Source organism: Bacillus sp. FSL R9-9492, assembly GCF_038007365.1.
Taxonomy (GTDB): Bacteria; Bacillota; Bacilli; order Bacillales; family Bacillaceae_G; genus Bacillus_A; species Bacillus_A mycoides.
The window spans coordinates 165,997-191,989 of record NZ_JBBOXC010000003.1; the positions used below are offsets into that span (position 1 = coordinate 165,997).

The 25,993-nt window shown below is 34.6% G+C and carries 20 protein-coding genes and 4 pseudogenes; 16 read left to right on the top strand and 8 right to left on the bottom strand.

Features of this window, described 5'->3' with window-relative positions; genetic code table 11:
- Positions 1 to 697 precede the first annotated feature (697 nt).
- From MKY70_RS30550 to MKY70_RS30575, 6 genes and pseudogenes are all read right to left on the bottom strand, one after another.
- Positions 698 to 1,054 carry an FtsB family cell division protein gene (locus MKY70_RS30550; protein ID WP_340804876.1) on the bottom strand — a complete coding sequence of 119 codons (357 nt, stop codon included), beginning with the start codon at positions 1,052 to 1,054 and terminating at the stop codon, positions 698 to 700.
- A 609-nt stretch (positions 1,055 to 1,663) separates the two neighbouring features.
- Positions 1,664 to 3,094, bottom strand: a complete 1,431-nt coding sequence (locus tag MKY70_RS30555) for an IS4 family transposase (RefSeq protein WP_341026904.1) — start codon at positions 3,092 to 3,094, stop codon at positions 1,664 to 1,666.
- 65 nt (positions 3,095 to 3,159) lie between these two features.
- Positions 3,160 to 4,290 (bottom strand): MFS transporter, encoded by a 1,131-nt coding sequence (locus tag MKY70_RS30560; RefSeq protein WP_090835614.1) that lies wholly within the window; start codon positions 4,288 to 4,290, stop codon positions 3,160 to 3,162.
- Between the two features lie 164 nt (positions 4,291 to 4,454).
- Complete coding sequence (locus tag MKY70_RS30565; protein WP_090835613.1) at positions 4,455 to 5,081, bottom strand: FMN-dependent NADH-azoreductase; 627 nt, start codon at positions 5,079 to 5,081, stop codon at positions 4,455 to 4,457.
- 199 nt (positions 5,082 to 5,280) lie between these two features.
- On the bottom strand, positions 5,281 to 5,925 hold the full coding sequence (locus tag MKY70_RS30570) for a DsbA family oxidoreductase (RefSeq protein WP_340804890.1): 645 nt from the start codon (positions 5,923 to 5,925) through the stop codon (positions 5,281 to 5,283).
- A 376-nt stretch (positions 5,926 to 6,301) separates the two neighbouring features.
- Positions 6,302 to 6,873: pseudogene (locus MKY70_RS30575) on the bottom strand (DUF3238 domain-containing protein).
- 151 nt (positions 6,874 to 7,024) lie between these two features.
- Between MKY70_RS30575 and MKY70_RS30580 the strand changes: the two are divergent.
- The 6 genes and pseudogenes from MKY70_RS30580 (at position 7,025) to MKY70_RS30605 (ending at position 12,856) form a co-directional block, all read left to right on the top strand.
- Positions 7,025 to 7,498 (top strand): MarR family winged helix-turn-helix transcriptional regulator, encoded by a 474-nt coding sequence (locus MKY70_RS30580; protein ID WP_340804898.1) that lies wholly within the window; start codon positions 7,025 to 7,027, stop codon positions 7,496 to 7,498.
- 317 nt (positions 7,499 to 7,815) lie between these two features.
- Positions 7,816 to 8,559, top strand: coding sequence for an SDR family NAD(P)-dependent oxidoreductase (locus MKY70_RS30585; protein ID WP_090835604.1), 744 nt, complete (start codon positions 7,816 to 7,818; stop codon positions 8,557 to 8,559).
- 132 nt (positions 8,560 to 8,691) lie between these two features.
- A pseudogene (locus MKY70_RS30590) lies at positions 8,692 to 9,706 on the top strand (IS4 family transposase); the annotation flags it as partial.
- Between the two features lie 513 nt (positions 9,707 to 10,219).
- On the top strand, positions 10,220 to 11,524 hold the full coding sequence (gene ltrA, locus MKY70_RS30595; RefSeq protein WP_341074743.1) for a group II intron reverse transcriptase/maturase: 1,305 nt from the start codon (positions 10,220 to 10,222) through the stop codon (positions 11,522 to 11,524).
- A 146-nt stretch (positions 11,525 to 11,670) separates the two neighbouring features.
- A pseudogene (locus tag MKY70_RS30600) lies at positions 11,671 to 12,057 on the top strand (IS4 family transposase); the annotation flags it as partial.
- Between the two features lie 514 nt (positions 12,058 to 12,571).
- Positions 12,572 to 12,856 carry an amidohydrolase family protein gene (locus MKY70_RS30605; protein ID WP_341026908.1) on the top strand — a complete coding sequence of 95 codons (285 nt, stop codon included), beginning with the start codon at positions 12,572 to 12,574 and terminating at the stop codon, positions 12,854 to 12,856.
- Between the two features lie 95 nt (positions 12,857 to 12,951).
- On the opposite strand, the gene MKY70_RS30610 is transcribed toward MKY70_RS30605, so the two are convergent.
- Entirely contained in the window at positions 12,952 to 14,385 is a 1,434-nt protein-coding gene (locus MKY70_RS30610) for an IS4 family transposase (RefSeq protein WP_341026909.1), read from the bottom strand.
- A 290-nt stretch (positions 14,386 to 14,675) separates the two neighbouring features.
- Here MKY70_RS30610 and MKY70_RS30615 point away from each other — a divergent pair, with 290 nt between their 5' ends.
- Together MKY70_RS30615 and MKY70_RS30620 are read left to right on the top strand one after the other, a co-directional pair.
- Positions 14,676 to 14,873 (top strand): helix-turn-helix transcriptional regulator, encoded by a 198-nt coding sequence (locus MKY70_RS30615; RefSeq protein ID WP_341026911.1) that lies wholly within the window; start codon positions 14,676 to 14,678, stop codon positions 14,871 to 14,873.
- 4 nt (positions 14,874 to 14,877) lie between these two features.
- Positions 14,878 to 15,216, top strand: a complete 339-nt coding sequence (locus MKY70_RS30620; protein ID WP_088031427.1) for a phosphoglycerate mutase — start codon at positions 14,878 to 14,880, stop codon at positions 15,214 to 15,216.
- 623 nt (positions 15,217 to 15,839) lie between these two features.
- Here MKY70_RS30620 and MKY70_RS30625 read toward each other — a convergent pair.
- Positions 15,840 to 17,306, bottom strand: a complete 1,467-nt coding sequence (locus tag MKY70_RS30625) for a catalase (protein ID WP_341026913.1) — start codon at positions 17,304 to 17,306, stop codon at positions 15,840 to 15,842.
- 1,497 nt (positions 17,307 to 18,803) lie between these two features.
- Here MKY70_RS30625 and MKY70_RS30635 point away from each other — a divergent pair.
- The 8 genes and pseudogenes from MKY70_RS30635 to MKY70_RS30670 form a co-directional block, all read left to right on the top strand.
- A complete protein-coding gene (locus MKY70_RS30635) occupies positions 18,804 to 18,959 on the top strand; it encodes a hypothetical protein (RefSeq protein ID WP_340804919.1) in 156 nt (51 codons plus the stop codon).
- Between the two features lie 30 nt (positions 18,960 to 18,989).
- Complete coding sequence (locus MKY70_RS30640) at positions 18,990 to 19,370, top strand: hypothetical protein (protein ID WP_341026933.1); 381 nt, start codon at positions 18,990 to 18,992, stop codon at positions 19,368 to 19,370.
- Positions 19,367 to 19,648 carry a hypothetical protein gene (locus MKY70_RS30645; RefSeq protein WP_340804921.1) on the top strand — a complete coding sequence of 94 codons (282 nt, stop codon included), beginning with the start codon at positions 19,367 to 19,369 and terminating at the stop codon, positions 19,646 to 19,648. Before MKY70_RS30640 ends, MKY70_RS30645 begins: the two co-directional genes overlap by 4 nt.
- The gene (locus tag MKY70_RS30650; RefSeq protein ID WP_341026916.1) at positions 19,645 to 19,827 is read left to right on the top strand and encodes a Fur-regulated basic protein FbpA; all 183 of its coding nucleotides are present in this window, start codon (positions 19,645 to 19,647) and stop codon (positions 19,825 to 19,827) included. The genes MKY70_RS30645 and MKY70_RS30650 overlap by 4 nt, the downstream gene beginning before the upstream one ends.
- Before the next feature lie 2 nt (positions 19,828 to 19,829).
- On the top strand, positions 19,830 to 20,519 hold the full coding sequence (locus MKY70_RS30655) for a response regulator transcription factor (RefSeq protein WP_341026932.1): 690 nt from the start codon (positions 19,830 to 19,832) through the stop codon (positions 20,517 to 20,519).
- Positions 20,516 to 20,703, top strand: a pseudogene (locus MKY70_RS30660) (sensor histidine kinase); the annotation flags it as partial. The gene MKY70_RS30655 and the pseudogene MKY70_RS30660, both read left to right, overlap by 4 nt.
- A 654-nt stretch (positions 20,704 to 21,357) precedes the next feature.
- The gene (locus MKY70_RS30665) at positions 21,358 to 23,577 is read left to right on the top strand and encodes a discoidin domain-containing protein (RefSeq protein ID WP_341026919.1); all 2,220 of its coding nucleotides are present in this window, start codon (positions 21,358 to 21,360) and stop codon (positions 23,575 to 23,577) included.
- 233 nt (positions 23,578 to 23,810) lie between these two features.
- Positions 23,811 to 25,993: discoidin domain-containing protein (locus MKY70_RS30670; protein ID WP_341026921.1), on the top strand; the 2,183-nt coding region annotated here is incomplete at its 3' end.

Genomic DNA, 25,993 nt, shown 5'->3' on the forward strand with positions numbered 1-25,993 from the left:
AGAATGAAGTTCACTCGTTCTTAAGATTTTCCCCTTTGAAATTTACTGTTTGTTCGTTGTTCTATATACGTCTGAAATTGGTAAATTTTCGCCATGTAAAGCTTGAGTACCGTTCTTCTTGTTTGAATCATGTGCCTCCTGAGATGTTTCTTGCATTTGCTCTTGGGCCTTACTAGGAGTATTCAGCGCATCCAATGACACATGATCAAGTTGTTGACTTAATAGATTTTTTTATCCATGTTATATAGCTCCTTTTTGAACTTAGATATAAAAACGATGTATTTTTAAATAGTTACGTGGGTATTATGTATCTTTGAATGGAATTATATACACAAACTATATTGAGAAATTAACTAATTATAAAAATTACTTGTGATGACAAACTTAAAAAATATAAAAATCATTAGTTCTTAAAAAAAGCGTTATTTGATACCAAATAAAAATAAAAAAAGCCCTTTAAGAGAGCCTTGTAAATGCTATCGCATATCGTATACCACAGTATATACATGTCTCGGAATAATGTGAACAAAATAGTTATTTAAATAAAAAGAGCGCTTTTTAAGGCGCTCTTTGACCAAGAGTCATATAGAAAAAAGGTGCACATCATATTGTATGTATGTTTTTTATGGCTGTGCAGTTTTTATACAAAATCGTTATTTGATAGATTTTTGATGATAATCGTTTAGATATTAATAAGTTAATTAGGTATTTGAAATATAGTTTCACCAGGTTTGGAAAATCTATACAATTTTCTTGCGAATTTTAAAATGCCTTCTTCACTTGCTGTTAAAGTCTTAATATCTTTTTCGAGAGATTCTCCAACCTTTTCTAGAGTAGATAATCTTTGTTTTTCTTGATCTAATAGGACTTGTTTTGCTTTTATCAATTTTTGTTGTTGGTAAATGGAATGTTGAGCAGACAAAGTTAGAGACAATATAAAAGCTAAAGTTAACAAAAAACGCCATCTTAGTTTTTTATTCGTTTGTTGTTGATTGTAAGGATTAAATTGTTTTTTGGGGACTAATTGTTGTGATAATTCTGGGGTATTGCTCATTTTAATGCCTCCATTACTAATTATAGAATTTAAAATTTTTAAAGAAATCATATAAACAAAATGGGAATTCTGAAATCATTTTTGTGAATGTGGGATTGTAAACTTTAAATAAAATCCCTATTCTTTATTAAAAACGGCCCTTATTGAAGGGGCAATAAGGGCCGAAAAGAGATGAATTTGCAAGGGGTAATCTGCAAAATCTTTTAAATTGTAACATGTATATATACCTATAGTAGTTACGAAAAGGTAACAAAATCCTTATTTTATAGCAATGTGAAAAGAGCACACAGCAAATGTGTACTCTTGAAAGGAGAGATTTTATGAGTGATATCTCATAAAACCTAAACACTTTTAATAAGTAAGGAAGTCTAACTAATTTTACTACTTATCAAATCTAAATTATCTTACGGGCCATGATATACCGTTAATAACCTGTCCATGATATACCGTCAATAACCCTATAAATAGGGGTACCGCCACATCGCTATCAAGCTAAGCTTATGCAAAGTCAATTTTAGGCGAGATTGTTTCTTTTTTCTAAAGAGCAAGTGTAGGTGATTGAAAGATTTGCATACGAAATAAACCCTAACGGGTTTCATTTTTTTTGAATTAAGCGGCTTGATTATCAGACATGGTACAATTGTAAACAACACCTAATATATCAAAGACCGTTTTTTTCTCATATCGATGAGATTTCCGCCCGTTTTGCTGTAGGAGATTGAACAGGCGAAGTAACACCTTTGATAGCTCTTGGGTGTTTTTTTTTATAGTTTGGAATAGAAGAAAAAAATAGTCTTTAATCATATATATGGCTTTATACTCACTAAGCTCTCGTTTTTTCTTCATGAGGAGCAATTGGCGAATTTGAAACATGATAGAAGAACAGAGTAGAATGGCAATCAATTGACCATATAAATGGCACTCCAATCGTTCTGGTTTTATCTTTTTACAATTATGGATTTGAAAGAATGACTTCCACGTTTTAAATAAAATCTCAATTTGCCAACGTAAAGAATACCAATCATGTACTTGTCCCATCGGGACAATATCTGTAGGGGTATTTGTCATATATACATTGATACCGCTAAGTCGTTTACTACGAGCAGAATACTTCATTCCTTTCTTTTTTTCTCTTACAGTTTGATCTTGTAATCGTTTTTGTTGTTGTTCTTTTGTTAGTCGATGAACAATCACACGAGTTGGGACTTTATCAGTCATTCCTACATAAGCGTTGGATATTTCACATGTTTGTCCTGGTTGAAGAGAGTTCATTAAAACCTCCATATCTATCTGGATATACTCTGTACCTTTCTTGATTCTGCTATCTTGAAAATAATCAGGGTTAGGATTTTTTTGATACATACGTGTATTCGATTTGATACGTGAGATATAATAAGCCTTTTTATCTTGTATATGTTGAAGATCTTTCAAATGAAAATAACCTAAATCTCGGATACATAAATCATTCGCTGTTACAGTTGGGGCACACAGGGAACCGTAGGTTCGATCATGTTGTTTACCTGGACCTGTATGTATATGAAGGAACTGTCCACTTAATAGATCATACTCAAGCTGAATCTTTACTCCCGCTGTATGGCTGCACCCTCCTGCACCTGGATAAACGAATGAAAAGGGATATGGAAGTTGAAATGCAGTTGAATCTAAAATACGAATACGCTTGAAAACAGAAGTATAGGGAGAAGAAATCGGCATAGATGAGGTCAATTTTTGGTTTAGTCGTTCAGCTAATAGGTGTTGTAAAAATTGGACAGCCGCTTGATTAAATCGTTGATTCAATCCCTCAGGGCTGATGAGCACTTTTGTTGATGCTTCCAAACAGCTAGATAATTGAGTTAAAGAGGTCGTAGCGATATTTTGACTCATCCATACACATAAAGCGACTAAATCTTTTGCTTGGTATTTACTGGTTCGTTGCACGAAACCAACATCTCTAGCAAGATCTCGTAAGGTATTTGGAGATAAAAAGCTTTGAATCTCTTGAGCAAATAGTTGTAATTCATCAGATACAGAAATAGACATATAAAAAAGCCATCCTTTCCTATGATTCTACAGAAAGAATAGCGCTTTTTTCGTAAACTAAAAAGTTATTTTAATGTCTTTTTCACAAACAAAATAAAAATTAACAGACTAATAAACCCAGATACAGCACAAACAAAAAATAACATTTGATATCCCATGAGTTGTGAAACAAACCCTAGAATAATAGAACCTAAACCAATCCCTAAATCAAAAGCAGTAAAAAATGTAGCGTTCGCTACTCCCCTTTTCTCAGGTGGAGCTAATCGTATCATTGCTACTTGAAGAGCAGGTTGTGCTGATCCGAATCCAACTCCGTACAAAATAGCTGTAATAACTAGTCCAACAAGCCCTTTGGTCATTGTTAGGACGAATAGTGCGACTATCAGTGTAAAAAGCGCAGGAACAATAATGACTCCTTCTCCATGTTTATCAGATATCTTCCCTGCAAGTGGTCTAATTACTGTGAGCGTGACAGCATAAACTAAGAAAAAAGTACCAGCATTAACTTGAATATTTGACGCAAACAGTGGTAAAAATGTTGTAATGCCACCAAAAGTAAGGGATAGGAAAAATGTAACAATAGCGATTGGTACAACAGTTTTTTCAAAAAATGATATTGGTTTTTTTGATGTATGTTGAACTGCTGGAATTTTTGTACCCAGCGAAAGTATGAATGCAATAAGTGCTAATGCTGTGCATAGAAGAAATAGATAATGAAATGAAAATGATTTTGCTACCCAAAGACCTAATATTGGTCCTATAGCCATACCTAATGTCATTGCAAGTCCATACCATCCCATTCCTTCTCCGCGACGAGATTGTGGAATCACATCAGTCACAGCTGTTCCGATCGAAGTTGTAGCAATTGCCCAGCTGATTCCATGAAGGATACGTACTACCACTAAAAATATAACTCCTGTTACCCAACCATAAAAATACATTGTAATTGCAAAAAATAGTAGTCCGCTTATTATAAATACTCGTCGACCATATCGATCCATTAATCCTCCAACAATAGGACGTAAAATGACTGCCGATATTGTAAACACTCCTATAATAAATCCAACTTGAGATTCACTTCCACCTAATTGTTTAATAAAAATAGGTAGTGTTGGCATGAGTAAATAAAAACCACTAAATAGTAATAATGCTGTAATGGTCAGCATTATATAGTTTTTTGTCCATAAACGTTCCATTGTAATGTAATCCTGCTTTCTATCGTTTAATAAGTTGAGAATGGAAAGCTCGAATCAATTGGGTCCTTACTGCCCAATTGATTCGAGCTAAGCGAATAAAAAAGCAGTACCACCCGCTATAAAAGTGTTGGTACTGCTATATAGAGTGACAAATGTTTTGTTAATTAGAACGTACTTGCTACTTTAACAGCCTTTTCAAGCCCTGCAGCAATAATTTCTTCTGCTTTATCAGGGAATTGATTGTGTCCTTCAATCACTACTTTCTCTATATCTTTTGCACCGAAGAAGCCCATCATACTTGCTACATATTTAACAGCCATTTCCATTTCAGCTTTTGGTCCTTCAGAATATACACCGCCACTTGCATTTAATAATACAATTTTCTTATTTCCAATAAGACCTACTGGACCTTCTGGCGTATATTTAAATGTTTTGCCCGCGCGGTTTAGGTAATCAATATATGTGTGTAGTACAGCTGGGATTGTTAAATTCCATAACGGGAAACCAAATACAACTTTATCAGCTGCAAGGAATTGATCTAAATATTTATCAGCAACAGCTACTGCTTTTGCTTCTTCTGCTGTTAAATCAAATCCTCTACTTGCTTTAAATGTGCCGTTAATCATATCTACACCTACATATGGTAATTCCTCATTGTATAAATCAAGCTCTACCACTGTATCATTTGGATGTGATTCTTTATAACTTGCTAAAAAAGCCTCATATAATTTCACACTAACTGCTTGTTCTGCTGGACGATTGTTTGCTTTTACAAATAAAACTGTTGTCATGCTTTTTTCCTCCTATTACTCACTCTTACGTTTTTCTATATTTACTCATTGAAAATGGGTAGCCTATTACTTTTATAACAAAAATAATAAAGTCAACTTAATTGACTTTATTATGCATTTTACAATAGAATCCCAATACAGTCAATCTGGTTGACTTCATTTTTTGAAATTTATATTTCACCACTAATTTAATCTAGCATTAACAATCCCCATCTATACTACATTGCAGTCCATCCAACTCATTCTCTTTATTTTTTTCTATTTCTTGATCAATTGCCTTTGCTAATTTTTCTTTGCTAGTAAAACCTTGAATAACTTCGTCACCAATAATGAACGTTGGAACAGCCATAATTTGTGCTTCTACAAGGGCATGCTTTATAGCTTCTCGATGCATTTTTTGGTACTTTCGTGATACTAATGCTTCTTTAAATGCTTCCTGAGAAAGTCCCACTTCGTCCGCTAATTTTGTTAACACTTCAATGTTTTCAATACTTTGTTGCTCTTGAAAATGTGCAATAAACACTCTATGGTGAAACTCATTTCCTTTTCCATGTTCCTTTGCAAATTGGTAACCTTCAAACGCAAGGTGCGTATACGAACGCAAATGTGGTAACTTTATTTCTAATCCTAATTTTTTAGCAGTAGGATAAATAAATGAATTCCAAGCTTCCATTACACGAGGTTGAGTCCGTGGATCAATTTTCGGAGATGGACTAGGACGCAATTCAAATGGCATCCATTCTACTTCTACATCTTTTTCCTTTACAACCTCATCTAAAGGACCTGTTCCTAAAAAACAAAATGGACATATAAAATCAGAATAAACTTTAATTTTCACAGTCATATATACGTTCCCTCACTTTTCTTTTTATCGCTTCTTGTGTGTGGGCTAAAATAACCTTAAAATAATTTGTATATTAGCTCCCATAGGACAAGTGAAATTCGGTTTTTTATGGAAATGAATCAACTTTTCCTCTTCTACATCATCCTCCACTCGATACATGTCTAATAAGGTATCTACACTGGTTTTTTAGAAAAAGAAAATCGTTTCTTTTGAAACTGATATTTTTTAATCCTATCTTGATAACGATGGTATACCGCCAGGGAAATGAGACAACTCTAATTTTTCTTAATGTGAGGTCTTCCCAGTTTGCGTACAATATACCGATTATGAATACAAATTTATCTTAGTTCGATGAAAATGTAGCAATACATTGACTTTACAATATTTTTTTAAAACTATAATCCATTTCTCCAGCTAGCGCTTCAGGTGTATCACCTGTTTCTCTGAAATCATGTGTATAAATTTCTTCAAATGGTCCAAAATCTATTTGCTTATAAAACTCAAAACAAGGGAATCCATCATGTGTACCTTGAATATCGACAGTACCATCTTTTTGGACACGTACAGTTAATAGATAGTCAACAGGAGGTGCATATACATTTAATGGTTGGCTAGCACTTGCACTCATTTGAAACTTGACGTCATCAGAACTCCATACAATATCAGTGCACAAAATACCTTCCGTACTAGCTTTTCCTGTTCTTTTATTAACAGAACCATCTAATGTTGTGACTTTTTCTGTTGTTATACCAGTATTTGCATATGAAAAAATTTCTTTTTTATAAAAATCTACAACTACTTCCTGTTCATAGTGTTTACAGTATAAGGGATAAATTCACGTGAATCACCTTCGAATTGAATTATATTACCCGTTTGAGTATCCTTCATAGGTTCAGTCCAAGACATTGGAATAAATACACTTGCTTTAATTTTAACAATGTGAGTCATATAGAACCTCCATAGTATATTGATTTTTTATTAAATCATATTTCTTTCATAACAAAAGCAATATAGTCAATTTGATTGACTATATTGCTTATAGTACAATGAGTTTTAAATAAAGTCAACTCAATTGACTTTATTCAAGGAGGTTTTATACATGAATCAACGAGTATTTAGTGAATTAGATCTTACATCACTTTTGTCATTATCCTTTAGTACGGTGATTAATGAACTACATGACAGATTGAATGAATTGGGGTTTGGAGATATAAGACCTGCACATGGTTTTATGTTTAAATGTATTACCCCTGATGGAGCAACAGGTATAGAACTAGCCGAATACTTAGGAATTACAAAACAAGCTGTAAGTAAAATGGTGGATTATCTTGAGAAAAGTGGTTATGTAATGCGCCAAACTCATCCCACTGATAAAAGAGGGAAGATTATCGTTTTGACCGAACGAGGTTGGTTAGTATTGAAAGCAAAAGAAGAAATACTAACTGATATTGAGAGACGCTGGATTGAAAACATAGGCGCTGAGCGCATGCAAATGCTCAAAGAAGATTTAACAAAATTAGTTTGTGAAACAAATGAAGGTAAATTGTCATTGGGGTTTAGACCTGTTTGGTAAATATAGAGTGTCTCAAAATATTAGATTGATGGGTATACGTGGAGGAAACTACTATTGAAGAGATATATCAACCAATATTGAATAACAAAATAGCTTCTGACTCATATATGGAATGATAACAAAGGCGAGGAATTAGCAAGACTTGTAAGTAAATATCTACTTGAAAAAAGTATTGAACTGGATATGGGTGCTATTAAGACGCATAGATATAACATCTAACATATAGTGATTATATTGAATTTGTAAATATACGCAATAAGAATAAACCACATAGACAGAAAATAAATACTAAATAAAATAAAAGGAGCGACAAATAGATGAATGGAAAAGTAGCAATCATAACAGGAGCAAGTCGAGGAATTGGTGCGGCTACAGCAAAAATATTGGCACAACGTGGAGCAAAAGTAGTCGTGAATTATGCAAGGAATGCGACTGCAGCAAAAGAGGTGGTGACATCAATTCGAGAAAAGGGTGGAGAAGCTATTGCTATACAAGCAGATGCTAGAAATATGGAGCAAATGAGTAATCTTGCAGAAGAAACTATAAAAACATATGGAACTGTAGATATCCTCGTACATAATGCAGGCGTGAGCTTTGTGCAGAAATCATTTGAAGATATATCGTGGAATGAATTTATTCAAAAAACGAATGATGAACTTCAAGCGGCTTTTGTGTCTACAAAGAGTGTAATACCTTATATGAAGAAACAGAATTATGGGAAACTTATCTATGTATCTAGTATTTTAGGTAACCAACCAGGACCTAATTTTATCTCACACGGTACTTCAAAAGGAGCTCTAAATAGTTTTGTAAGATTTATTTCTCAAGAACTGGGGAGTTGCGGTATTACAGCAAATGTCGTCTCTCCAGGATTAGTGGAAACAGATGCGACAAGCTTTATACCAGAAGAATTTAAACAACAAAAAGCGGCTTTTCTCCCACTTGGTCGAATTGGACAGCCTGCTGATATTGCAAAAGCTATTGCTTTTTATGCCAGTGATGATAGTGCCTACATCACAGGAAGTTACCTTCCTGTGAGTGGTGGAAGCGAAATGAAATAATTTGTTGATTAAGAGGTTAATCAAGTTGGGGTCACCATACATCGCTATCAAGCTAACAAAATAAAATCCCCCCTAAAATGAAAAAATACGCTATTCTTTCTGTAGAATCATAGGAAAGGATGGCGTTTTTGTATGTCTATTTCTGTATCTGATGAATTACAACTATTTGCTCAAGAAATTCAAAACTTCTTATCTCCAAATTTCTTACGAGATCTTGCTAGAAATGTTGGTTTTGTGCAAAGAACCAGTAAGTACCAAGCAAAAGATTTAGTCGCTTTATGTGTATGGATCAGTCAAAAAGTCGCTAAAACCTCTTTAACTCATTTATGTAGCTGTTTAGAAGCATCAACGATTTAATGCCACAGCCGTGCAATTCCTACAACAAGTGTTAGCCGAACTTCTCAACCAAAAGTTATCTTCAACTAAGATGCTCACTTCTCCATACGCTTCTATTTTCAAACGTATTCGTATCCTAGATTCAACTGCCTTTCAACTTCCCGATGTATTTTCGTCGGTTTATCCAGGTGCAGGAGGATGCAGCCATACAGCTGGGGTGAAGATTCAGCTTGAGTATGATTTATTAAGTGGACAGTTCCTACATATTCATACAGGCCCAGGTAAACAACATGATCGAACCTATGGTTCTCTATGTGCCCCAACTGTGACAGCGAATGATTTATGTATCCGTGATTTAGGTTATTTTCACTTGAAAGATCTTCAACATATACAAGATAAAAAGGCTTACTATATCTCTCGTATTAAATCAAATACACGTATTTATCAAAAAAATCCCACTCCTGATTATTTTCAAGATGGAAGAATCAAGAAAGGTACAGAGTATATACAGATAGATATGGAGGTCTTAATGAACTCTCTTCAACCAGGACAAACATGTGAAATATCCAACGCTTATGTAGGAATGACTGATAAAGTACCAACCCGTGTGATTGTTCATCGACTAACCAAAGAACAACAACAAAAACGATTACAAGATCAAACTGTAAGAGAAAAAAAGAAAGGAATGAAGTATTCTACTCGTAGTAAACGACTCAGTGGCATCAATGTATATATGACAAACACACCTACAGACATTGTCCCGATGGGACAAGTACATGATTGGTATTCTTTACGCTGGCAAATCGGCGTGTCCAGATAAGGACACATTATCTAGTTGGTGAAAGTCCAATCGGGAGAATAGGCTCCACTCCCGTAGCCTGAGAGGCGCCATGAAGTGAAAGCGACACGGCGAAGCCCTCTGACATCACATGCAAAAGGCATGTGGGCAAATCTCCAGGTTGTAACGTACAGTGAACGTAGACGTAGCCTCGTTACACGCAATTCCGGTGGCTGAGACGGTCGATAACGTGCGAAAGCAGCAAGAACTGACCGAAACGAGTCTGGAACGGCAGTTCTCACCGGCGGGGTATCAGCGGCGACATGGAGAGAAAGATAATGTGGAAACTGGAGAAGCCCTCGACACCCGATGAAGAAACCTCATCGAGGAGACCGTCTCTATAACCGCGATCGGGAAGTGAGAACGGTAGGTGTCAGGGTGGCGGAACGGATCGTAGTACCAGAGATCTGCGTGCAGCAAAACGCGCGGGGAGGGAAGGGTCCGAACCTGTAAATATTTCGTACGACCAAAGGAGGCAAGGGTGCCATGATAAAAACACCTATTACTTTGCAGGAACTAAGGCGACGAATCTATCAAAAGGCGAAGTCTGAACCTACGCATCAGTTTTGGGGAATATTTTCCCACATTACCAAAATAACAACCCTTCATGAAGCATATCAGCAAGCGAGGAAAAACAACGGTGCCCCAGGCATCGACGGGAAAAGTTTCGCTGATATAGAGCTAGAGGGAGTTATGCCGTTTTTAAAGAATATCCAAGCAGAACTACAGGCTGGAACATATCAACCACAAGCTAATCGTAAAGTAGAAATCCCAAAAGAAAACGGAAAAATGCGGACACTACAAATCCCGTGTATACGGGACCGCGTGGTCCAAGGAGCGCTAAAACTCATATTGGAAGCCATCTTTGAAGCTGATTTCTGTTCAAATTCCTACGGATTCCGACCAAAACGCTCTCCACATCAAGCACTGGCAGAAGTGCGACGTAGCATATTGCGCCGGATGACTGTAGTAATCGATGTTGACCTGTCACGCTACTTTGATACAATTCGACACCACATACTTTTGGAGAAAATTGCAAAGCGTGTCCAAGATTCGCAAGTTATGCATCTTGTAAAACAGGTAATCAAGGTGACAGGAAAGATTGGTGTCCCGCAAGGGGGACCATTTTCTCCCCTAGCCGCAAACATCTACCTCAATGAAGTAGATTGGACATTTGATGCCATTCGACGTAAGACAACAGAAAACCATTACGAGGCTGTAAACTATCACCGTTTTGCTGACGATATAGTTATCACTGTAAGCGGACACTCTAGTAAACGTGGATGGGCTGAATTGGCATTGCGACGACTGTGGGAACAATTAAAGCCTTTGGGAGTTGAACTGAATCTGGAGAAAACCCTAGTGGTTAATGTTTTAAAAGGAGAATCCTTCGGATTCCTAGGATTTGATTTGAGGCGAGTACTTAATCGAAATAAGAGTAGATACTTTGTTCTTATTACCCCGAAGAAGAAAGCCTGTACGAAAGTGAAAGCAAAAATCCGAGAATTAATCAGAAACGCAGGCGCCAAGCCTGCACAAGATTTAGTAAAACAAATCAATACTGTACTGATTGGATGGGTGAATTACTTCCGGGTTGGGAATTCTAGTCGAGCTTTTAGTAAAGTACGAGACTATACAGAGATGAAAGTCCGTACGTTATTGACGAGAAGGAAACGGCGACAAAAGCATAGCATTGGATGGCAGAGATGGAGTAATGAATATCTCTATGGTGTACTAGGACTCTACTGGAACTGGAAAGTTCGTCCTCTCGAAAGCTCGGGAAGATATTGATAAAAGTGTCTGCCATCTGATAGGTCTCATAACCCTTTTGATGAAGTTTATGGGGTGAGCTGCTTGAGGGAAAACTTCACGAGCAGTTCTTATGGGGAGGGGCTGGAGACGGGTCATAACTGATACCGCGCCAGTTCTTTACCCGACAGCTGTTATTTAAAATATGGAAATCTTGGTTTCGAATTCATCGTTGTAAATCTATTAAACAAGAGCGATTAGAATGCCACCTTTATGGACAACTCATTAATATCCTATTATGTTCTTCTACTATGTTTAAAATGAGAGAACTCCTGTTACGTAAGAAACAGAAAGAACTAAGTGAATATAAAGCGATGTACATAATTAAAGATTATTTCTTACTTTTTCATCAAGCACTACATAAAAACACCCAAGAATTATCAAAGATTCTCCTTCGTCTGTTTAACCTCCTACAGCGAAACGGACGAAAATCTCACAGATATGAGAAAAAAACAGTCTTTGATATTTTAGGTGTTGTGTATGAGTATACCACTTCTGCCCATCAGGTAGCATAGCGAAAAATTTGAAACCCGTCAGGGTTTATTTGATGTGCCTACTTTTATGCTATCTATAAAAGATAATAAAAGACTACATGAAAAAACCACATTTTGTATAAAAAGATACCTTAAGTTGATGGATGTGGGGTACCGCCACATGCCCATCAACCTAAGGTCTTGAAGTACCCCCTAAACGAAATATTTACTTTTCTACAATAAACTAACAAACCAAAGTTTATATACGTAAAAAGAATCGCTGTTGTTAAATAAGCGACCTGAGTACTTCTCATAATCATTCTTATGAGAAGTACAAAAAAGTTAGTATTTTACTAGCTTTTTTGTGTATACATTGTTCGTGAATAATAAAGTTGTTCAAAAATATTGATTATGTAATGGAATTTCATTCCACATATTTTGTATTATTGTTATTCGATTAGATATACTTATAAATTTTGATAATTAATAACTAATTTATTTATAGCAAAAAGAAGTCTATGCTTTATTTATAAATTCGTTTGAATGGAGTGAACCTATGAAAATATTTGACACACATTTACATATTATCGATCCAGAATTTCCATTGTACGAAAATCAAGGGTATATGCCAGATCCATTTACGTCTGAAGATTATTTACGCACTGTCAGCAATTTAAATGTAATTGGTGGTGCAATTGTCTCTGGTTCCTTTCAAAAGTTTAATCAAACTTACTTAGTAAATGCATTACAAACATTAGGGAAGAACTTTGTTGGTGTCACGCAGTTACCCTATGAGGGGTCACCATACATGCCCATCAAGCTAAACTTAGGTATTTCATGAACTTCCGTTCTTGTTGCCTACATGCTGGATATTTTATTTATTTTTTTAAAAAATACGCATACCAAATAAACCTTGATAAGGTGTATTTTTAAAAATTATGCAGTTTTCTGCTTTAGATTAGGTACAGTACACTGATAAACGACACCTAAAATATCAAATACTGTCTTTTTTTCATATCGATGGGATTTCCGTCCGTTTTTTTGTAAGAGGTCAAACAGACGAAGGAAAATTTTTGATGCTTCTTGGGTGTCTTTTTGTAGAGCTTCATATACTAAGTACAGATGATCTTGAATCATATAAATTGCTTTATATTCACTTAATTCTTTGTGTTTTTTCTGTAGTAACAGCTGTCGCATTTTGAACATAGTGGAAGAACAAAGAAAAATAGCGATTAACTGTCCATAAGGATGACATTCTAGACGCTCTCGCTTAATATTGTGACAATGATTGATACCAAAAAGAGACTTCCATGTTTTAAATACAATCTCTATTTGCCAACGTAGTGAGTAGATATCATGAACCTGTTCCATCGGAACAATTTCCCATGGGATGTTGGTAATATAAACGTTGATTTCTGTTAAACGTTTACTTTTTTCAGAGTATGTAACTCCTTTTTTCTTTTCAACATAAGTTTGTTGTTTCCTACGTCTATGAATTTGAGTTGATGTGAGTCTGTATATTATAACTCGTGAGGATAATTTTTGTTGTCCAATATAGGCATTCTGAATTTCATAAGTATCTCCTGGTTTTATCTGATGCATAATATCTTCAAGGTTAAGCAAAACATATAAAGATTGCTTTTTTACTGTCCCATCCCGAAAGAATTCTGGAGATTCATTTTTTACATATACTCTATTATTTAATTTCAACCGTGAAACATAGAATACCCCCCGTTGATCCATCTGGTCTAAATCTTTTAGAGAAAAGTATCCTAAATCTCGAATACATAAATCTCCCGGGCGTAAGGTATCCAAACACTCAGTACCAAAAGTTTTATCATTATTTTTACCTGGTTCCATTTGAAAATTGAGGAATTTGCCACTATGTAAATCATACTCTAGTTGAATCTTAATACCGGCTGTTTGTGCACATCCTCCTGAGCCAGGATAAATAGGAGCCAAATGGTTGGGTACTTGAAAAATAGTAGCATTTAAAATACGTATACTTTGAAAATAAGAAGTGTATTGGTTTAGGATTTGAGACGAATCATTTAGTTTGCTTTTGATTAAAAGGGAAAATAAACGCTGTAGAAATAAAACCGCGCATCGGTTAAAACGTTGATTAAGTCCTTCAGGACTCATAAGTGTAGCTGTATTTGCATAAAGCTGACTACATAATCGAGTAAGAGAATCACTTGCTACATGTTGACTGATCCAAATACATAAAGCAGCCAAATCTCGTGCGCCATACTTACTTTTTCGTTTTACAAAGCCTGTCTCTTGGGCAAGTTGTTGAAGAATATGTGGAGATAGATATCGTTGTAGTTCTTCAACGAACAAATGAAACTCATCTTGAATCGATAGATTCATACAAAAACGCCATCCTTTCTGTATATTTCTACAAATAGAATAACGCTTTCTATAAATTATGGGTATAATTTCATCTTAAGTTGATAGTAATGTATCGTGCCCCGTATATTGTAACTTCTTTTTGTTTACTTTTAAATATGAATTAGCACTGTCTTTTTTACCAAATTTCATTTAAAAGCTACATATACTTAATGTATCGTGTCAAAAACATTTGACAATCCAATTGAGTTTTTTATAATTGATATGTAAAAAACTTTTGACATTTTGATTATAAAAAATGGAGAAGAGATATGAAAAATATTATAAAGGATTTGAGAGAGAAAAAGGGATTGTCGCAAAAGCACTTGGCTAATAAATGTGGGGTTAGTAGACAAACAATCAATGCAATTGAAAATAATAAGTATGATCCTACATTAAAATTAGCTTTTAATCTTTCAGAAGTATTGAATACAACAGTAGATGAACTTTTTTTAAAGAAAGGAGTATAGAATTATGAATTATTTAGTATATTTTGTGGGGGCTATATTGTGGGCTTATATTAATGGATTTTTTACAAGTGATAAAGGATCAGCTCCTTGGATTAAAGATGATGAAAGAGATAAAGATATTAAACATAAAGCAATTATAGCAAGTTGGTCAGGGATCTTTTTCTTTTGTATAATTGGAATTGTTAATAAAGCATTAGGTCTAGGTGGTGCTCAAAAATCCCCTTATCTTCCAGAACCGATAGCTACTATTTTACAAGAAAATGTTGAAATACAAGTTTTACTTATTCTTTTGCTAATGTATGGAATTTTTTATATTTATTATAGAAAGCAAATGAGTGCTTAGTTGTTATTTAGATAGTTTACCAACAGTTTGATTTGTTCTAAACGTTTTATTTTTGTATACAGATAAAAAACTATTAAAATTCTTATTTTTATCAATCTTTATTCCAAATCAACACAAAAAACGGTTATTCTTTCTTATTTATTTTAGAAAGAATAACCGTTTTTTGTACTTGGGGGTACTAAAATTTCTTAAGTTGATGGGCATGTATGGTGACCCCTAAGAGCAAACATCTTAGCTCTTTTTTGGTAAAAGGGGATGGAATCTATGGGCAATCTGGTGAAAAGGAATCGGTAACGCGGTTATTAAGAGAAATTGAAGTGAGAAATTAGTATTAAAGAATTTAACCGCACTTCCCGAAAGAATTCTCCTTATTCATACGAAATTGTATCTATAAAACGAAAAAAACATTATTCTTTTTGTAGAAATATACAGGAAGAATAGTATTTTTTCGTTTTTGGGGGTATTTTGTTTTATTAGGTTGATAGCGATGTGGTGCTACCCCAAGTTGTCTCTAAAAAATCGTTTTTCAACGAATTTTTGAGACAACTTCTTTTCTCATATATTGTATTAGTAAACACATATTTCAAGTTAAATTTGAGAATAAAATAGAATTAAGAATGTTATTATTTTGTAGAATTTCCTACATACGCTGAAATATCAACATTTAATGCTTCCGCTAGGCGCATACCATACTCACGGTCTGCGCGGAAGAAATTGCAAATTGCAAGTAGTTTCGTTTGCTCATTCACATCTTTTAAATCGCTTGTTAAGTTTGCGATTAAATTATCTTGTTCCTCTTTAGAGAATGAACGGTAACGCTCACCAGCTTGCTGGAAGTCGTTTGGTTTATCAATTTTTTCACGAGATACATAGCCTTCAAGTTTCATATTCGAATCACGGTAAGCTGAATCTTCAACAGGATTTTCAGCATGACGACTTGGCTCGTAGTTAATTGTTGATGGGTTTTGATTGATTTGCATTGCACCATCACGTTGTTGATTACGAACAGCTGCGTATGGGCAGTTTACAGGAATTTGTAAATAGTTTGCACCAAGGCGGTAACGCTGTGTATCTGGGTAAGAGAATAAACGACCTTGTAATAGTTTATCTTCAGATGGTTCAATGCCAGGTACAGTTGCACTTGGCGTAAATGCCGCTTGCTCTACTTCCGCAAAGAAGTTTTGTGGGTTGCGATTTAAAGTCATTGTCCCTACTTCAATTAATGGGAAGAGATCTTCTGACCATACTTTTGTTGGATCTAGTGGATCGAACTCTAAAGAATCCATTTCATCTAATTGCATAACCTGTACGTGTAGATCCCATTTTGGATAGTTTCCTTTTTCAATCGCTTCGAATAAATCACGAGTCGCATGGTTGAAATCTTTACCTTGTACTTCTTCCACTTCTTTTGCACTTAAATTGCGGACATCTTGCTGTGGTTTCCAATGATATTTAATGTAAACACTTTTCCCTTCCGCATTAATCCATTTAAATGTATGTACGCCGAAACCTTCCATTTCACGATAGTTTGCCGGTGTACCATAATCAGAAAATACCCATGTCAGCATATGTGTAGATTCTGGAGTTAACGTCATGAAATCCCAGTAACGATCTGGTGTTTGAATATTTGTATCAGGTGCTGGCTTTAAAGAATGCACCATGTCAGGGAATTTAATTGCATCACGAATGAAGAAAACAGGTAAATGGTTACCTACGATATCGTAGTTTCCTTCTTCTGTATAAAATTTAACAGCAAACCCGCGTGGATCACGAGCTGTTTCTGGAGAACCTTGACCATGAATAACCGTTGAGAAACGAACGAATACAGGTGTTTCAGTTCTTTCATTTTGTAAAAACGCTGCTTTCGTATATTGCTTCATACTGTTTTTTGTTACGAACATACCATGAGCACCTGCACCACGTGCATGTACAACACGCTCTGGAATACGTTCACGATCAAAGTGAGCAAGTTTTTCTACTAAATGATAGTCTTCTAATAATACCGGCCCACGACGACCAGCTGTACGTGAATTTTGGTTATCTCCAACTGGAGCACCTTGGTTTGTTGTTAAGCGATTATTCGGATTCATAAAGGGAAACCTCCTATTTATATTCAATAACAATTATTTAATTGTAAATATTATAATTTAATATATATTTAGTTTTATTACTTGTCAATAATTTTAAATCGTTTTTTTTATTTTTTTGAGATAGGGTCCGCGAAACAATCCATAAATATATCTTGTTTATTTAGCATAGCCAGTCTAAAATACTCTGCAATAAATCTAATTGGACAATAAACAAAAGAGTCATAACCTACTTTATATATAAACCTCTCGTCAAGTCTTGTACATCTGATCAAATCCATGAATCTGGTGTATTCCCTACACTTCGCCAACCAATTAGTAATCTTCTAAACTTGAGCATACTAATCACACATCTTTTCTGAAGTTTTAATTTCCTTATATTTCCGGATGTTAATCCGTAATGAGCATTCACTCATCATCCGTAGGATTATTTAAAAATCCCTTTTTTGATAACTATATGTTCAACTAAGTAATTATTACACATTATGTAGTATGTCTATTAAGTTATAATAATTATAAAATGATAATTGATAAAAGTAAATATTTTGTCGAGAAATGTCATTGAAAATCCAATATCAATTCTTTTTTTATAAAAATTATAAAAAAAGAATTGATATTGGATGGAGATTGTATTAATATCATTCGAGGACATTATGTACTATTCACTAACTAATGAAGGATGTAAAAAAGAAGATATTTAGTAAAATATAATTTTAAATAAACTTTGAATATATGGCTGTGTTAGGAGTGATTTGTTTAAAAAATAGATTGAAAGAGCTTTATTTATGTTCGTTTGCAATTATTGTAATGGGGTTTTTTGAAGTAATTTATGAACATACTGCAGCTGAGCTCCTTTTGTAGTTTGCGAATAATCGATAAAGGAGTACCGCTAGCATTTTGGAAAAACCCCACGCTAAGAAAAATAGATATCAAAATGGACCGAAGTACGTTTAAAATCAGTTCCAAAACTCATTACCAAAAACAAAGTATCATAATAAACATCAAATACCGTTTATGGAACCTTCTTAACGTACGGAAAAACCAGGTTTCTTAAATGAAAAAATCCCTAGCGTACGATATTCGCCTTTAGGTTGGGAAGATATTATTTTCTTAGGAGAATATAAGTTTGAGGGATTACATTCAACAAGTTTACATTCCTTACGTCCTTTGAATATTAAAGAGCCGATTTACTCTTAACGGGGTAAAATCTGGCTCTTTTCTTGTCTGACTTTTCTTACCGTGGGGTTTTTCTGAAATAAATGTTAATTGCGAGGAGAGGATGTCGTTGTTTGGGAAATGCCGAGATGTAGGGAGTTTATTATTAATTCTTTCTTTGCTGATCATAGCTTGTGTATTACAGGCTCTGGGAGAGGAGAATGGGGAATGATGGATGCAATTATAGAAATTTGCATAAAATTTATTATGATTTATTGTATAGGCTGTTTTGGTGGTAGTTTGTTATGGAAAACGAAAACAAATTGAAAGGATAGGAGATTCAATATGAGCCTCTCACCAAAAAAAAAGATGTTGCAGCGGGTTGAAGAAGATGAAACTTCATACTGTAATGATGATCCATTGGCTATTGCAAAAGGGATTAGAAATGGATTTCTAATGGTAATGCCATTTTGGTTAGTTGTATTGTATTTAGTTATATGAAAACTACATAATTACTAAAGGGTGAAAGAAATGATTGTTTCGAATGGAATTGCTGATGATATTAAAACGAAAAAGCAGGCACAGAAACCCGCAATGGAAATGACAAAACAAGTGCTTCATGAAGGCACTGGATTAACATGGGTGAGAAATACACATTCATTTTTAAGTGGAGCAATCCTTTATATTAAGGATAAGCATAAAGAACAGGCTCATTTATCCGATTTGAAGGCGTTTGTTGTAAAAGGTGAGAAGAATGACGGCTTTTTAGAATATATCACTAGCCATTTGGAAAAGGATCCTCCTTCAAATCATGCTTTTCAAATCATGTTATCGTGTAAAGAATCGACGCGTGCCCTTTGTTCTTATTCTTTCTGGATTGTGTATGAGAGCAATAGAGAGATAACAAAATGAGTTTAATCATTCCACATTATTTACTTGTAGGCGGATGTTCGAAAGACAAAGTGTTACAGGCACATAAAAAAGCGAAAGAAATATTTAATCTGAAGGGTCAAACGAATAAATTGGTGAGTCAGTTGAGAAACATTTCCTTTTTTGTACTTTGTGACGGCAGCCATCACAGATGGAAAAATGAAGATGAATATATGAAAGCGAAAACGGCATATATTCGTTACCTTGTAGAGTCTGATATTCAGTTTGTAGAAATGGCAACACAAGAATTGATTTCTTGAAATCATGCAAAAGACCAAAAAAGCTAGAACAACATACTTATCATGTAGAAAGAAAAAAACAGTGTATCATTAATCAGCTGATCGATTGCGGATTTTACAAGGATGGAAGAAGACAACTCTATGAATTAGAGCCTTCAGAACTAGAAAAGCATCTAAAAAATATTAAAAAGGAGTGGTGAGTCTGACAACAATATTAGTATTAGAAAATGAGATAACAATTCGGAGTTTTATTACATTAAATATGAAGCGTGCTGGTTTCAATGTTTTAGAAGCCGATACAGGTGAAAAAGCTCTTGAGCTTTTAGAAAATCATAATGTTGATATTGTAATACTTGATGTTATTTTACCAGGAATAGATGGTTTTCGGGTATGCAAAAGAATACGAAAAAACAATGAAAAGATTGGTATTATTATATTAACGGCACGTGTTCAAGAGAATGATCAGGTACACGGTTTGACAATTGGAGCAGATGATTATATTAAAAAACCATTTAGTATAATTGAATTAGTAGCACGTGTGCAATCATTGCTAAGAAGAGTAAAAGAAAATAAAAAGGATATGAAGTCGATTCATTCGGGACCATTTCAATTAAATCTTCTGCAAGGAAATTTATATAGGGATGAGATAGTAATTGATTTAACTCCAACAGAGCATATTATTTTACGATATTTAATGGAAAATTCCATAAAACCAATTTCACGTGATGAACTCTTAAATAAAATATGGGGTATAAGTTATGTAGGTAACACAAAAGTAATAGATGTGAATATCAGTCGTCTTCGTCAGAAGATCGAACCTAGTCCTTCTGATCCTCAGTTTCTCCTTACGGTACGGGGAAAAGGATATAAATGGAAAGAAAGCAAACAATGAGACGGAAAATTAGCTTGTACTTTATGAATGTCATAGTTCTTATGCTTATTCTATTTGTAGTAGTTTTTTGATTTCCATTTATCGTTATTATTACAATGGAATAGTTCGCGATATAGAATTACATGTGGAAACCAGTACACACTTTTTTTCCAAGTATAACGCATTAAATTATAACTATTTTATCTTTTTTGGGTTCTTATGCAATTTTACATATCCAAATAAAGGATATCAATATACAGATTATGAGTAAATTATATTGATAATATCCAAAATTTATTTAACTTTGAATTAATTAAAATATTTTCCCAAAAAAACCATATCTATCAAGTTGTAACTGTTATAATTACTAAAATCAAATTGAACAGTAATTTTAGAAGTATAATATTTCCACTCATTCTAATATATTATAGTTGAATTATTTAATGTAATTCGACAAAATCCTACTATTTACGCATGGATAATTTAATGTTTTAATAAAGGTGTAATTGATTATCCACTGAGAAGGGAGAAAAATACTAATAAAAGTAGAGGAAAGTTGCAAAGTAACATTATGTCGAATTAATTTCCTGAATAATCAGTGTATTTTTGAGAGAAATCTAGAATCAGCAAATTAGCACATTTTCACACAGTATTAGTTTCCTTATTTCGATAATCAACAATGAGTATGATTTCTTCAGAACACTAGGCGATGACTAATATGCTTTCTATTAATGTTGGAGCAGATGTACATGGAACTGCCGATTAAAAAATACTGGGAATATATCAGAAGTCATATGCGATTCCATCAATTCATTGAAAGTGTTTTCATTAAAAAATTTAAGAAGAAAGGTTGGTCTATATGAACAGAGGAAAGAATCGTAGATTACAAAAACCAATAAAGGTGCTTGCAACATCCGCTATTTTAGCAACCACGTTATTTACACCTATTATGACAAATAATTTATATGTACATGCTGAAGCAGTTGCCGGACAAACTGTAAATCAATATGAACAGAGGGAGTTTGATCTTCCAGCTACAGGAAGTTATCAGGATGAGGCGAAAAGACAAAGAAGCAGAGATCAAAAAAGCTATATGCCCACAGGAATCTATATAAAACCGAATGAAGAAGTTACAGTTGAAGTATCGGGAACGAAAAATATTAGAGCGATTATCGGGACACATGGATACGATAAAGAATGGGGAAAAGAGATTGAACTGACTCCTGGTACGAATAAAATCTCTTCTCCAAACGGTGGATTATTAGGGCTTGATAATCATCAAAATACAGAAACAGTTAAGGTCAAAATTACGCAAGGTGGAAGCCCTGTTCCATTCTTTGAATTAGGGAAGCATACGAAAGAAGACTGGATTGCGATGATGAATAAATATCCAAATGCCCATGCCGTACAACTAAAATCAAAGAAATCAGTACTTACGGTTACACAAGATAGTGCTAAGAAGTACATCGTAGATCAAAATCCTATTCCTTTATTAGAAGCATATGACAAAATGATTCAAGCACAAGATAAAGTATCAGGGTTATCTGAAACAGATCCTAATCCGTTACATCGGCCAACGCACCGTATCTGGGCTTCTTTTGAAAATCCTAGAGAAGCTTGGGGCTTATATGCAACTCCGGACGGATCGGCATTCGTTGGTGCAACAATTAAAGAAACTTTAAATGTAGATATGATTGGAACAGGGCAGATGCATGAGGCAGGACACTATAGACAACAATTCCCTTGGACATGGTGGGAGGAGGAGACAGGCGGAGGTGGAATGACTGAAACCACTGTGAACCTGTATACCTTAGCTGCATATAAAGAACTATATCCTAATCGACAAACACCTTTAGAAACAGATAAGCGTTATGATGGAGCCTTTCAATATTTAAAACAAACAAATAAAGATTATACAGCAATCAAAGATGTAAATATAAAATTTATTATGATTTGGCAACTTTATTTGGCATATGGTGAAGAATTCTATGCAAATCTTCACAAACTATATCGAGCGTTACCAGACGATCAACTTCCAAAAACAGATGCAGAGAAAATACAAGCATTTATTTACAATACATCCAAAGTAGCGAAACAAAATGTACTTCCGTTCTTTGATCAGTGGGGACTGAAAGCAACGCCAGAAACAAGACAAAAAATCGAAGCTTTGAATTATCCAACATTAGTTGCCCCTATCTGGGATGCAACGGACTCTAAACCTGTAAAACCACTAGCTACATTGTCGAAAAAAACAATGAAAGCAAGTGCTAATAGTCAGGAATCAAGTGAGCCGGCTAGTAATACAATTGATGGAAATCCAAATACAATTTGGCATAGCCAATGGAATGTACAAAATCAATATCCATACAATTTAACATTAGAACTTGATAAAAATCAAACAATTTCACAAATAGACTATCTGCCAAGGCAAGATGGGAACCAAAATGGCCGTATATTAAACTACAATATTTATACAAGTGTAGATGGGGTTAATTATGAAAAAGTATCATCGGGAACATGGGAAAATAACAGTGATAAGAAAACAGCGAAATTTGATCCTGTTACTGCAAAATATGTAAAACTCGAAGTAACAAATGGAAATATTGGATATGCCTCAGCAGCTGAAGTAGATGTTCTAACTGATTCTACATCTGTCAAACCATATGTATTGTCTAAAAGCACGATGAAAGCAAGTGCAAATAGTGAGGAATCAGGGGTTGATATAGCAAGTCACGCGATTGATGGAAAAACAGATACAATGTGGCATAGCAAATGGAACGCACCAAATCAATTTCCTTACAATCTAACATTGGAGCTTGATAAAAGCAAGACAATTTCTAAAGTAGATTATCTTCCACGGCAGGATGGATGGGAAGATGGTCGTATTTTAAGCTACAATATTTATACAAGCATAGATGGATCTAACTATACTAAAGTATCTTCTGGAACATGGGAAAATAATAGTGATAAGAAAACGGCCACATTTAATCCTGTTACTGCGAAATATGTGAAAATAGAAGTGACAAATGGACAGAATGGATTCGCTTCAGCAGCTGAAGTAGACATTTGGGGATATTAATCATTTACATTTAGCCATATAAATGAACACGTTATCGCAGGGGGTGAGCTATTTGAGAATCCCCTTATGATAACGTGTATTAGTTTCATAGTTTAAGTTGTTTTAATTTCTGAATCTAATTTAAGTATAATTGTTAATTAAAAATGTGGAATTATATCGGAAAGCATAATTCATTTCATTAATTTATCGAAAGCGCATTAATAAGACTAATTCAAGAAGAAAGGGTGCTCTATATGAACAAAAGGAAGTATCGTAGATTACAAAAACCAATAAAAGTGTTTGCCACATCCGCTATTTTGGCAACTACTTTATTTACACCTATTATGACAAACCATTTAGGTGTACAGGCTGAAACAGTTGCCGCGCAAACTGTAAATCAATATGAACAGAGGGAGTTTGATCTTCCAGCTACAGGGAGTTATTGGGATGAAGGGAAAAGAGAGAGAAGAAGTGATCAAAAAAACTATATGCCCACAGGAATCTATATAAAACCAAATGAAGAGGTTACAGTTGAAGTATCGGGAACGAAAAATATTAACGCGATTATTGGAACACATGGCTATGATAAAGAATGGGGAAAAGAGATTGAACTGACTCCTGGTACGAATAAAATCTCTTCTCCAAATGGTGGGTTATTAGGGCTTGATAATTATCAAAATACAGGAACAGTTAAGGTCAAAATTACACAAGGTGGAAGCCCTGTTCCATTCTTCGAATTAGGGAAACATACGAAAGAAGACTGGATTGCGATGATGAACAAATATCCAGATGCTCATGCCGTGCAACTAAAATCAAAGAAATCAGTACTTACGGTTACACAAGATAGTGCTAAGAAGTACATCGTAGATCAAAATCCTATTCCTTTATTAGAAGCATATGACAAAATGATTCAAGCACAAGATAAAGTATCAGGGTTATCTGAAACAGATCCTAATCCGTTACATCGGCCAACACACCGCATGTGGGCTTTTTATGAAAATACTAGAGGAACTTGGGGCATATATGAAGGTTGGGATGGAGTAGCATTCGTTGGCGCAGCAATTAAAGAAACTTTAGATGTAAATAAGATTGGACCAGGGCAGATGCATGAAGCAGGGCACACGAGGCAACAAGATCCTTTGACATGGTCGGAAGATGAGACAGGCGGATGTGGAATGACTGAAGTCACTGTTAATCTGTATACCTTAGCTGCATATAAAGAATTATACCCTAATCGACAACCACTTTTAGAAACAGATAAGCGTTATGATGGAGCCTTTCAATATTTAAAACAAACAAATAAAGATTATACAGCAGTCAAAGATTCAAATATAAAACAAGTTATGCTTTGGCAACTTTATTTAGCATATGGTGAAGAATTCTATGCAAATCTTCACAAACTATATCGAGAGTTACCAGATGATCAACTTCCAAAAACAGATGCAGAGAAAATACAAGCATTTATTTACAATACATCCAAAGTAGCGAAACAAAATGTACTTCCGTTCTTTGATCAGTGGGGACTGAAAGCAACGCCAGAAACAAGACAAAAAATCGAAGCTTTGAATTATCCAACATTAGTTGCCCCTATCTGGGATGCAACGGACTCTAAACCTGTAAAACCACTAGCTACATTGTCGAAAAAAACAATGAAAGCAAGTGCTAATAGTCAGGAATCAAGTGAGCCGGCTAGTAATGCAATTGATGGAAATCCAAATACAATTTGGCATAGCCAATGGAATGTACAAAATCAATATCCATACAATTTAACATTAGAACTTGATAAAAATCAAACAATTTCACAAATAGACTATCTGCCAAGGCAAGATGGGAACCAAAATGGCCGTATATTAAACTACAATATTTATACAAGTGTAGATGGGGTTAATTATGAAAAAGTATCATCGGGAACATGGGAAAATAACAGTGATAAGAAAACAGCGAAATTTGATCCTGTTACTGCAAAATATGTAAAACTCGAAGTAACAAATGGAAATATTGGATATGCCTCAGCAGCTGAAGTAGATGTTCTAACTGATTCTACATCTGTCAAACCATATGTATTGTCTAAAAGCACGATGAAAGCAAGTGCAAATAGTGAGGAATCAGGGGTTGATATAGCAAGTCACGCGATTGATGGAAAAACAGATACAATGTGGCATAGCAAATGGAACGCACCAAATCAATTTCCTTACAATCTAACATTGGAGCTTGATAAAAACAAGACAATTTCTAAAGTAGATTATCTTCCACGGCAGGATGGATGGGAAGATGGTCGTATTTTAAGCTACAATATTTATACAAGCATAGATGGATCTAACTATACTAAAGTATCTTCTGGAACATGGGAAAATAATAGTGATAAGAAAACGGCCACATTTAATCCTGTTACTGCGAAATATGTGAAAATAGAAGTGACAAATGGACAGAATGGATT

What these genes read in the sequence shown, in the direction of transcription:
- MKY70_RS30665 (WP_341026919.1), top strand. Translation starts at nt 21,358, where the DNA reads ATGAACAGAGGAAAGAATCGTAGATTACAAAAACCAATAAAGGTGCTT.
- MKY70_RS30635 (WP_340804919.1), top strand. Translation starts at nt 18,804, where the DNA reads ATGAGCCTCTCACCAAAAAAAAAGATGTTGCAGCGGGTTGAAGAAGAT.
- MKY70_RS30585 (WP_090835604.1), top strand. Translation starts at nt 7,816, where the DNA reads ATGAATGGAAAAGTAGCAATCATAACAGGAGCAAGTCGAGGAATTGGT.
- MKY70_RS30605 (WP_341026908.1), top strand. Translation starts at nt 12,572, where the DNA reads ATGAAAATATTTGACACACATTTACATATTATCGATCCAGAATTTCCA.
- MKY70_RS30645 (WP_340804921.1), top strand. Translation starts at nt 19,367, where the DNA reads ATGAGTTTAATCATTCCACATTATTTACTTGTAGGCGGATGTTCGAAA.
- MKY70_RS30620 (WP_088031427.1), top strand. Translation starts at nt 14,878, where the DNA reads ATGAATTATTTAGTATATTTTGTGGGGGCTATATTGTGGGCTTATATT.
- MKY70_RS30625 (WP_341026913.1), bottom strand. Translation starts at nt 17,306, where the DNA reads ATGAATCCGAATAATCGCTTAACAACAAACCAAGGTGCTCCAGTTGGA.
- MKY70_RS30560 (WP_090835614.1), bottom strand. Translation starts at nt 4,290, where the DNA reads ATGGAACGTTTATGGACAAAAAACTATATAATGCTGACCATTACAGCA.
- MKY70_RS30565 (WP_090835613.1), bottom strand. Translation starts at nt 5,081, where the DNA reads ATGACAACAGTTTTATTTGTAAAAGCAAACAATCGTCCAGCAGAACAA.
- ltrA (WP_341074743.1), top strand. Translation starts at nt 10,220, where the DNA reads ATGATAAAAACACCTATTACTTTGCAGGAACTAAGGCGACGAATCTAT.
- MKY70_RS30580 (WP_340804898.1), top strand. Translation starts at nt 7,025, where the DNA reads ATGAATCAACGAGTATTTAGTGAATTAGATCTTACATCACTTTTGTCA.
- MKY70_RS30570 (WP_340804890.1), bottom strand. Translation starts at nt 5,925, where the DNA reads ATGACTGTGAAAATTAAAGTTTATTCTGATTTTATATGTCCATTTTGT.
- MKY70_RS30640 (WP_341026933.1), top strand. Translation starts at nt 18,990, where the DNA reads ATGATTGTTTCGAATGGAATTGCTGATGATATTAAAACGAAAAAGCAG.
- MKY70_RS30555 (WP_341026904.1), bottom strand. Translation starts at nt 3,094, where the DNA reads ATGTCTATTTCTGTATCTGATGAATTACAACTATTTGCTCAAGAGATT.
- MKY70_RS30610 (WP_341026909.1), bottom strand. Translation starts at nt 14,385, where the DNA reads ATGAATCTATCGATTCAAGATGAGTTTCATTTGTTCGTTGAAGAACTA.
- MKY70_RS30550 (WP_340804876.1), bottom strand. Translation starts at nt 1,054, where the DNA reads ATGAGCAATACCCCAGAATTATCACAACAATTAGTCCCCAAAAAACAA.
- MKY70_RS30615 (WP_341026911.1), top strand. Translation starts at nt 14,676, where the DNA reads ATGAAAAATATTATAAAGGATTTGAGAGAGAAAAAGGGATTGTCGCAA.